At 74.4% G+C, this 8193-nt stretch carries 9 protein-coding genes; 8 read left to right on the top strand and 1 reads right to left on the bottom strand.

The features are described from left to right. Positions 1-53 precede the first annotated feature (53 nt). Positions 54-1583, bottom strand: a complete 1530-nt coding sequence (locus ACFXAE_RS29465; protein ID WP_384720346.1) for an aldehyde dehydrogenase (NADP(+)) — start codon at positions 1581-1583, stop codon at positions 54-56. A 142-nt stretch (positions 1584-1725) separates the two neighbouring features. Here ACFXAE_RS29465 and ACFXAE_RS29460 point away from each other — a divergent pair, with 142 nt between their 5' ends. From ACFXAE_RS29460 to ACFXAE_RS29425, 8 genes are all read left to right on the top strand, one after another. After that, positions 1726-2499 (top strand): IclR family transcriptional regulator, encoded by a 774-nt coding sequence (locus tag ACFXAE_RS29460; protein ID WP_384720343.1) that lies wholly within the window; start codon positions 1726-1728, stop codon positions 2497-2499. A 3-nt stretch (positions 2500-2502) separates the two neighbouring features. Next, the gene (locus tag ACFXAE_RS29455) at positions 2503-2976 is read left to right on the top strand and encodes a GNAT family N-acetyltransferase (RefSeq protein WP_384720340.1); all 474 of its coding nucleotides are present in this window, start codon (positions 2503-2505) and stop codon (positions 2974-2976) included. An 81-nt stretch (positions 2977-3057) separates the two neighbouring features. Further along, entirely contained in the window at positions 3058-4071 is a 1014-nt protein-coding gene (locus tag ACFXAE_RS29450; protein WP_384720337.1) for a hypothetical protein, read from the top strand. Further along, the gene (locus ACFXAE_RS29445) at positions 4068-5366 is read left to right on the top strand and encodes a sensor histidine kinase (RefSeq protein WP_384720334.1); all 1299 of its coding nucleotides are present in this window, start codon (positions 4068-4070) and stop codon (positions 5364-5366) included. Before ACFXAE_RS29450 ends, ACFXAE_RS29445 begins: the two co-directional genes overlap by 4 nt. After that, positions 5363-6025 (top strand): response regulator, encoded by a 663-nt coding sequence (locus ACFXAE_RS29440; RefSeq protein WP_384720331.1) that lies wholly within the window; start codon positions 5363-5365, stop codon positions 6023-6025. The genes ACFXAE_RS29445 and ACFXAE_RS29440 overlap by 4 nt, the downstream gene beginning before the upstream one ends. Positions 6026-6166: 141 nt before the next feature. After that, positions 6167-6406: a hypothetical protein gene (locus tag ACFXAE_RS29435; RefSeq protein ID WP_384720357.1), complete on the top strand. Its 240-nt coding sequence runs from the start codon at positions 6167-6169 to the stop codon at positions 6404-6406. Between the two features lie 324 nt (positions 6407-6730). Next, positions 6731-7336 (top strand): SigE family RNA polymerase sigma factor, encoded by a 606-nt coding sequence (locus tag ACFXAE_RS29430; RefSeq protein WP_384720328.1) that lies wholly within the window; start codon positions 6731-6733, stop codon positions 7334-7336. Further along, positions 7333-8190: a hypothetical protein gene (locus ACFXAE_RS29425; protein ID WP_384720325.1), complete on the top strand. Its 858-nt coding sequence runs from the start codon at positions 7333-7335 to the stop codon at positions 8188-8190. The genes ACFXAE_RS29430 and ACFXAE_RS29425 overlap by 4 nt, the downstream gene beginning before the upstream one ends. Positions 8191-8193 lie beyond the last annotated feature (3 nt).

The raw sequence follows: 8193 nt of genomic DNA, 5'->3' as shown, positions 1-8193 counted from the left end.
GCCCCGGAGCGGGTCCGGGGCCACGGCCCGACCGGGCGCGGGGCGAGCGGCCTCTAGCGCTCCAGCCTGCCGTTGAACCTCCGGGGCAGCCCCAGCGGGTTGTCGTCCTTCAGCTCCGCGGGCAGCAGGGCCTCGGGCGTCCCCTGGTAAGCGACCGGCCGCATCCACCGCTCGATGGCCGTGCCGCCCACCGACGTGGACGTGGAGGTCGTCGCCGGGTACGGCCCACCGTGGTGCTGGGCCGGGGCGACCGCGACCCCCGTCGGCCAGCCGTTGACCAGGACGCGCCCGGCCAGCGGCGTCAGCTCCGCAAGGATCTCCGCGCCACGCCCCTCCCCGGCCGCCTCCTCGGCGGACAGCTGCACGGTCGCCGTGAGGTTGCCCGGCAGCCGCGACAGCACACCCCGCACCTCGGCGTCGTCCTCGTAGCGGGCCACGACGGTGACCGGCCCGAAGCACTCCTCGAGCAGCAGGTCGTGCTCGCCCTCCTGGGCCAGCCGGCTCGCGGGGACGGTGAGGAAGCCCGCGCTGACGGTGTGCTCGCCGCCCGCGCCCGGGGTGACCGGGGACTCCACGTCGGGCAGCTGGGCGCGCTCGGCAACCCCGGCGACGAAGTTGTCGCGCATGCGGTGGTCGAGCAGGACACCGGCGTCGGTGTCGCTGACGGCGTCCGTCAGCGACTTGACCAGCGCGTCACCGGCCGCGCCGGCCGGCGCGAGGACGAGGCCCGGCTTCACGCAGAACTGGCCGACGCCCAGCGTCATCGAACCGGCGAGCCCGGCGCCGATCGCCTCGCCGCGCTCGGCGGCGGCGGCCTCGGTGACCACGACCGGGTTCAGGGAGCCCAGCTCACCGTGGAAGGGGATCGGGACGGGCCGGGCGGCGGCCGCGTCGAAGAGGGCGCGGCCCCCGCGGATCGACCCGGTGAAGCCGGCCGCCGAGACCAGCGGGTGCCTGATGAGCTCGATGCCGGCCTCGAAGCCGTGTACCAGGCCGAGCACGCCCTCGGGGAGGTCGTGGCGGGCGGCGGCCCGGCGCAGGACCTTGGCGACCAGCTCGGACAGTCCGGGGTGGTCGGGGTGGGCCTTGACGACGACCGGGCAGCCGGCCGCGAGGGCGCTCGCGGTGTCGCCGCCGGCCACGGAGAAGGCGAAGGGGAAGTTGGACGCCGAGTAGACGGCGACGGCGCCCAGCGGGATCTTGTAGCGGCGCAGGTCCGGGACGGGCGGGGTGGCGGTGTCGTCGGGGTGGTCGATGACGACGTCGAGGAAGGCGCCCTCCTCGACGATGCCCGCGAAGGCCCGCAGCTGGTAGCAGGTGCGGGCGAGTTCGCCGGTGAGCCGGACCGGGCCGAGCGCGGTCTCCGCGTCGGCGACCTCGACGAGCTGGTCCCTGGCCGCTTCCAGCTCGTCGGCGGCCGTGCGCAGGAAGGCCGCGCGGACGGTGCGGTCCGTCAGCGTGCCGCGCGCGTCGTGCGCGGCACGGACGGCGGCGTCGACCTCCTGGGCTGTGGCCTCCACCGCAACCTGTTCACGCTGCTTCCCGGTTCGGGGGTCGACACTCCAGACTGGTGCTGCTGCCACCGCGGGTCCCTCCACTTGATTGCCGCATGCAATGCCGCAGTATGTACGTCATCCACCAGGGTTGTTCGATATACTGAACGCTGTCTCTGTCGGTGAATGTGCTTCGGAGACTATTTCCAGGCGAACGAAGGGGTCAAGGGCGATGTCGGCTGGCGAGACGGGCGGCGGGGCACAGGTCAAGTCCGCGGTACGGACCGTTGAACTGCTCGAATACTTCGCCGGGCGCCCCGGTATGCACTCCCTGGCGGCGGTCCAGGAGGCCGTCGGCTACCCCAAGTCGAGCCTCTACATGCTGCTGCGCACCCTCGTGGACCTCGGCTGGGTGGAGACGGACGCGACGGGCACCCGGTACGGCATCGGCGTGCGGGCGCTGCTGGTGGGCACGTCGTACATCGACGGCGACGAGGTCGTCGCGGCGTCCCGCCCCACCCTGGACCGGCTCTCCGACGACACCACGGAGACCATCCACCTCGCCCGGCTCGACGGCACCAACGTGGTCTATCTCGCCACCCGCCAGTCGCAGCACTACCTGCGCCCGTTCACCCGGGTCGGCCGCCGGCTGCCCGCGCACTCGACGTCGCTGGGCAAGGCGCTGCTGAGCACGTACCCGGACGAGCAGGTGCGCAAGATGCTCCCTCAGACGCTGCCCGCGCTGACCGAGCACACCATCACGGACCGGGAGAAGCTCATCGAGGAGCTGCACCTGGTGCGGGAGCAGGGCTTCGCCGTGGACCGCGAGGAGAACACGCTGGGGCTGCGCTGCTTCGGTGTGGCGATCCCGTACCGCACCCCCGCGCGGGACGCGATCAGCTGCTCGGTGCCGGTGGCGCGGCTCACGCCCGCGCACGAGCAGATGGTCAAGGACGCCCTGTTCGACGCGCGCGACCGGCTGACCCTGGCCACCCGGAGGCTCTGACCCGTGGACATCGCCCTGCGGCCGGTGCACGACAGCGACCTGCCGGTCTTCTACCGGCAGCTGAACGACCCGGAGGCGCTGCGCATGGCGGCCTTCACCCCCGACGACCCCGCCGACCGGGCCGGCTTCGACGCCCACTGGGCGCGCATCCGCAGCTCGCCGGGGATCGTGGTGCGCACGGTCCTAGGCGACGGCGACGTGGTGGGGCACGCGGCGGTGTACGGGGAGCCGGGCGAGCGCGAGGTGACCTACTGGGTCGACCGCGCCTACTGGGGCAAGGGCATCGCCACCACCGCGCTGCGCGGGCTGCTGGCGGAGGTGGGCGAACGCCCGCTGTACGCGCGCGTGGCCGCGGACAACGCGGGGTCGCGGCGGGTGCTGGAGCGGTGCGGCTTCGAGGTCTCCGCGCGGGCCACGGCGTACGCGCCCGCGCGGGGTGCGGAGATCGACGAGCTGGTGCTCACGCTGGACGGGTGACCCGGTCCTCCCCCGCGCGGCGGAGGCGGATCGTCGCCGTGCAGGATGTGCGGGCAGATCGCCGCGCGGGAGTGTGAGGGCATGTCACAGACACTCGCCTCCGCCGTCGTCACCGGCGGCCCCGCGCTCCCCCGCTCCCGCAGGCTGCTGCGTGCCGTCGCCGTCGTGGCCTGCCTGCCGTACATCGCTCTCAAGATCGCATGGGTGGCGGGCAGTCACGTAGGCGTGCCGGAGGGCAGCCCGCTCCTCGACCACCCCACCGCGATGGCCGTCGCCAACATCCTCACGGTACTGATGGACGGCGCGGTGATCGTGCTCGTGCTGCTGCTGACCCGGCCGTGGGGCCGCGCGGTGCCCGCCTGGCTGCTCGCGGTGCCGATGTGGGTGGCGACGGGGCTGCTGGCGCCGGTCATGGCCGGTTATCCGGTCCAGATGCTGGTGCGCGCGTTCGGCGGGAGCGCCGCGGGCACCTCCGGCGGCGAGGGCGAACCCTTCCTGCGCGAGTGGGTGTTCGCCGTCGTCTACACCGGGTTCATCGTCCAGGGCCTGGCGCTGGGCGCGCTGTTCGTGCTGTACGCCCGGGACCGCTGGGGCCGTCTGTGGCGCGGCCGGATGTGGGACCTGCCCGCCCGTCCCGCGGGGACGGCGCAGCGGGCCCCGGCGGTGGCGGCCGCCGTGCTCGCGCTGTTCCCGCTGACCCTGCGGACGGTGTGGGCCTGCGGTGGCACCACCGGGCTGCCCGAGGGCGTCGTCGCGGACCGGGGCAGCGACTTCCATGTACTGGAGTCCCTGTACGTCGGCTTCCTCCTGGCCGCGGTCGCCGGGGGCGTGGTGCTGGCCTTCCGGTGGGTTCCGGCGCTGCCGGTGCGGGTGCCGCTGGCCCTCGTGGGAATCGGTTCGGGTGCCGTCGCCTGCTGGGGCGGCTGGATGGCGGCCGCCGCGCTGCTCTCCGGTGGGGATCCCGCCGACCGGCCGACAGGGCTGATGCTGCTGACCTACGCTGGCCAGATGATCGTCGGCCTCCTCGTCGCCACCGTCGGCGCCCGCTTCCTCGCGGCGCGGTCCGCCGGGGCCGCGCGGCAGCCGGTGGCGTGAGGGCGTTCCTGCGGCCGCTGTTCGGCCGGCGGGCGCGGCCGCGCTGGATCCATCTGATCCTGGGCGGCGCGCTCGCCATGCCGTACGTCCTGGTCGGCGCGGTCGTCGTCGGCCCCGTGACCGGCTCCACCGAGGTCTTCTCGTCGATCGCCCTCCAGCTCGCCTCCTTCGCCCTGGGTCTGCCGCTCGCCGCCGTCTCCTCGCTCTTCCCGCTGACCCGGCCGCTGGAGAGCGCCGCCGTGCGCTGGCTGTGCGGAGTGGACGGCGCCCTGCTCGCCGACGGCCCCGCCCGCGGCCGGGCGGCCAAGGGCCGTACGGCGTTGTGGTTCACGCTGCACCTGGGGGTCGGCGGGATCGTCGCCGGGATGTCGCTGGCGCTGCCGCCGTTCGCCGCCGTGCTGATCGTGCTGCCGCTCGCCGCGGGGCTGCGGGACACCCGGCTCGGACTGCCGGACGTCTTCGAGCACACGTGGGCACTGGCGCTCGCGCCTGTCGCGGGCGTGGCGTCGCTCCTCGCGCTGGCGGGCTGTGCGGCGGGGGCGGGCGCGCTGCTGGCCCGCTGGGCGCCCGCGCTGCTCGGTCCGACCCCCGAGGACCGGCTCGCCGCCGCCGAGGCACGCGCCGCCGACCTCGCCGTACGCAACCGGCTGGCGCGCGAGTTGCACGACTCGGTGGGGCACGCACTGAGCGCGGTGACCCTGCAGGCGAGCGCGGCCCGCCGGGTCCTCGGCACCGACCCGGAGTTCGTCCGGGAGGCCCTCGCCGCGATCGAGGAGACCACCCGGCGCACGGTCGGCGAACTCGACGCGGTGCTCGGTGTGCTGCGGGACGGCGACGCGCCCGGTACGGCTCCGGCGCCCACGCTCGCCGCCGACCTGGACGGCCTGCTGCGCCGCACCCGGGCCGCCGGGCCGACGGTGACGGCCACGATCGGCGCGCCGCTGGAGAGCCTGCCGCCGGTGCTCTCCCGCGAGGCCTACCGCATCGTCCAGGAGGGCCTGACCAACGCCCTCAAGCACGCCGGTGAGAGGGTCACGGTGACCGTACGCGTCGAACCGCGCGCCGGCCACCTGGAGATCACCGTCGAGAACCCCCTCACGGCACCTCCCGCGGCCCGCCCCGGCGGCGGCCACGGACTGACCGGCATCGAGTCCCGCACCCGCCTGCTGGGCGGCACGGCACGGGCGGGCCCGGCGGACGGCACCTGGCGTCTCCGTGTACGGCTGCCCCTGACGCCCCCGTCGGCCGCACCCGGTCCTCCCGGACCGCGTCACCCTCTCGAGGAGCCCTCATGACCGGCCCCGCCCCGATCCGTGTCGTCCTCGCCGACGACGAGCGCATGGTGCGCACCGCCCTGCGGGCCATCCTGTCCGCCGAGCCGGATCTGGAGGTGGTCGGTGAGGCCGCCACGGGGGCGGAGGCGGTGGCCGTGGTGCGGGAACAACGGCCGGACATCGTGCTGATGGACGTACGGATGCCGGAGATCGACGGCATCCGCGCCACCGAGCAGATCCTCGCCGGTCTCGACGAGCCGCCCCGGATCGTCGTCGTCACCACCTTCGAGAACGACTCCTACGTGTACGACGCCCTGCGCGCCGGAGCCGCCGGGTTCCTCCTCAAGCGGGCGCGGGCCGACGCGTTGATCGGGGCGGTACGGCTGGTGGCCCGCAGCGACACGCTGCTGTTCCCGGCGGCGGTCCGCGCCCTCGCCACCGAGCACGCGCGCGCGTCCCCCGCGCCTCCCCCGTGGGTGGCGCGGCTGACCGGGCGGGAGAGCGAGGTGCTGCGGCTCATGGCGGCCGGGCTGACCAACGCGGAGATCGCCCGGCGGATGGAGGTCGGCGCCGCGACGGTGAAGACGCACGTGGCCTCGGTGCTGGCCAAGACGGGCGCCCGGGACCGCACCCAGGCCGTCATCGCGGCGTACGAGTCGGGCTTCCTGCGCGACACATGACTCCGTGTCCGGCGCGGGGCCGGCTTGGTGAACGCCCGATGAGAAACCGGGCGGAAGGGAACGATCCGACGCCTCCCGTCCGTCTGCCCGAACGGAACGAACAGGACGATCGGGCGTGCCTCCGTCTTCACGCCGCTCCTGGTGTTCGCCCTGCCGGTCAGGGTGACCCAGGTGCAGTTCCACGAGGGCCGGGCGCTCGCGGACGACAGTGACAACCGGCGCAACGCGAGCGAGACGTACGCGAAGCCGGACTCCTCGGGCGCGGAGGTCGCCGTGGCGGTCGTGGTGGAGCAGTCCGACGCGGCCCGCTCGGAGGTCGGCGGCAACGGTCCGGCGGCCCCGGTGGCCAAGGCGGCGATGGAGGCGGCGCTGCGGGACTGAACCTTGCCCGCCGAAAGGCCGTCTGTACGGACGGGCCGCCCCCTCCCCCCGGGGGCGGCCCGTCTCCTCGCGCGGACGGCTGTTTCACGCCGATCGTCCGTCCGGCCGGATCCGCGTTGAACCCCCCTTTGCCACGGCTCGTGTTACGGATGCGCACGCCGACCGGTCAGACGCCGTTCGACCCTCCGCACCGGGCTGTGAATGATCACTGCTACGCTCCGGAACTCACGCCGGTCACTCCGGATTTTCACGTGTCATCTACATGACACACATTGTCACCGGTGCCCGTCGGGCGCCCGACGTCACTGCGAGGGGAGGTCGCCCGTGGGCACCGTCGTCGACGACGCCGCCTCCGTGGAGTTCCACGCGTTCTTCGAACGCCACTACGCCGAACTGTCCCGGCTGGCACATCTGCTGACGGGTGAGGCGGACGCCGCCGACGATCTGGCGGCCGACGCGCTGCTGGCGCTGTGGCACCGCTGGGACCGGGTGCGCGCCGCCGACCATCCGGCGGCCTACGCCCGGGGCGTGGTGGCCAACCTGGCCCGTACCCGGATCCGCAGCGCGGTGCGCGAACGGCGGCGGATCGCGCTGTTCTGGTCGCCGCGCGAGGAACGGATCGAGAACCCCGACGTGCCCGGGGTGGTGGACGTGCAGGAGGCGCTGCGCCGGCTGCCGTTCCGCAAGCGGGCGTGCGTGGTGCTCCGACACGCCTTCGACCTGTCCGAGAAGGACACCGCGCTGGCTCTGGGCGTCTCGGTGGGTACGGTGAAGAGCCAGACCTCGAAGGGGATGACCGAACTGCAGCGGCTGCTGGGCACGCGGGAGGTACCGCGTCAGGTGCACGCGGCGGTGGCGGCGACCGCGGGCGGGGAGACGGCCGGGAACGTGCGCAAACGCCCCGGCAGGGCCACGGGAAGGAACCGATGACGATGCGGCGGGACGTGCACGAGGAGCTGCGCGCCCGGCTGCACGAGGCGGCCGGGGCGCACGAGCCCGACCGGGAGCGCATGCTGGCCCGGGTGGAGCGGGGCATGGCCGGACCGGCCCGCCCGGAGCACCGGGCCACGCGTCCGCCGGTGTTCGGCTGGTTCCGGGTGGCGGGCGCGACGGCCGCGGTGGCCGGGGTACTGGCGGTGGGCGGCTACGCGGTCGCGTCGTCGGTGCAGGACGAGAAGCCGCCGCAGCGGCAGGTGGCCGTCTCGCCGACGCCCACGCCGTCCCCGGAGGCGACGAGCCGGCCGCCCGAGCCGTCGGTGGACCCCGTACCGGACGCCCCGGAGCGGCCCCGGAACACGGCCACCCCGCCCGCGGGGACGCCGAATCCGTCCGGCGGCTCCGCCCGGCCGCCGGCCGGGGTCGAGGACGGGCCGCTGTGGTCGGACGGCTCGGTGGACCCGCACAGCAACGAGTTCTGGGCGCAGAGCAACGTCACCCTGAAGACCACCGAGCGGCTGACCTCGCTCACCGTGGAGCTGCGGATCGCGCAGACCGGCGGGGTGACCTCCACGGGTGCCTGGCGCTCGCTGCCCGAGGACGAGTTCGAGCTCTCGGTGGACGAGCGGGACGGCTTCCTCGTCTACGTCTGGACGCTCAAGGACGGCCGCACGATCGAACCCGGCGAGTGGGTCTTCGCCGGGCAGTACGACCACGAGCGGGGCGGCCGGGACGCCGGGGAGGACACCTACACGGCGAGGGCCGGCACCGGCTCCGAAGAGCTCGCGGTCGGCGGTGACTTCGCGGCGCAGGACGACGAGGACGCGGCGGACGACGAGGAGTCCTGAAAA

Source organism: Streptomyces sp. NPDC059454, assembly GCF_042749965.1.
Taxonomy (GTDB): Bacteria; Actinomycetota; Actinomycetes; order Streptomycetales; family Streptomycetaceae; genus Streptomyces.
This window is presented reverse-complemented; position numbering and strand designations above follow the sequence as displayed.